Consider the following 556-nt stretch of genomic DNA (forward strand, 5'->3'; position numbering starts at 1 on the left):
GGCGCCTCGTCGCGCGCCGCAGCCGCGGCCTCGTCCCGGGCATTGGGGTAGGAGATGTGCAGGCTCAGGTAGGCCATCGATCTGGGGTTGCGCCAGTCGATCAGGTAGCGCCCCTCGGGGGTACGCTCATCCCCCTCGCGCTGCTTGTGCCCGGCATCGCCGGCCGCACCGAGGGCGATGCGGTACTCGCCCAGCACCTGGCCGTCACGCCACAGCTGCATGCGCCGCTGCGCCTTGTCCACGGTGATCAGGTCCGCCTGTTCGGCCGCGACCGGCGCGGGTTCCGGGCCGCCCGCCAGGCGCCCCATGATCTTGGTGTAACCCAGTGGCAGCGCCACCAGCAGTGCCATTCCCAGTAGCCATCCACGCTTCACCAGCGGCCTCCTGCCATTCCCTCGGTGTCTTCGCGCGCCACCTTAGCAGAAGGCAGGCGCAGCGCCGTGCGCGGCCTCGCAAATGCAGCGCAGCGTGACGGGGCTAGCCCGTCACCAGCGCGCGCAGGCGCTCGCCGTCGATGGCCCGGCAGATGCCCTCGGGCTTCTGCATCGGGGCGTCC

1 protein-coding gene is annotated in these 556 nt (G+C 71.4%); it reads right to left on the reverse strand.

Annotated elements, in window-relative coordinates; genetic code table 11:
- Window positions 1–350: L,D-transpeptidase family protein (locus tag J0A65_RS25370; protein WP_206596992.1), on the reverse strand; the 350-nt coding region annotated here is incomplete at its 3' end.
- Window positions 351–556: the final 206 nt, after the last annotated feature.

The sequence above is a fragment of the Bowmanella yangjiangensis genome, assembly GCF_017255015.1.
GTDB lineage: Bacteria > Pseudomonadota > Gammaproteobacteria > Enterobacterales > Alteromonadaceae > Bowmanella > Bowmanella yangjiangensis.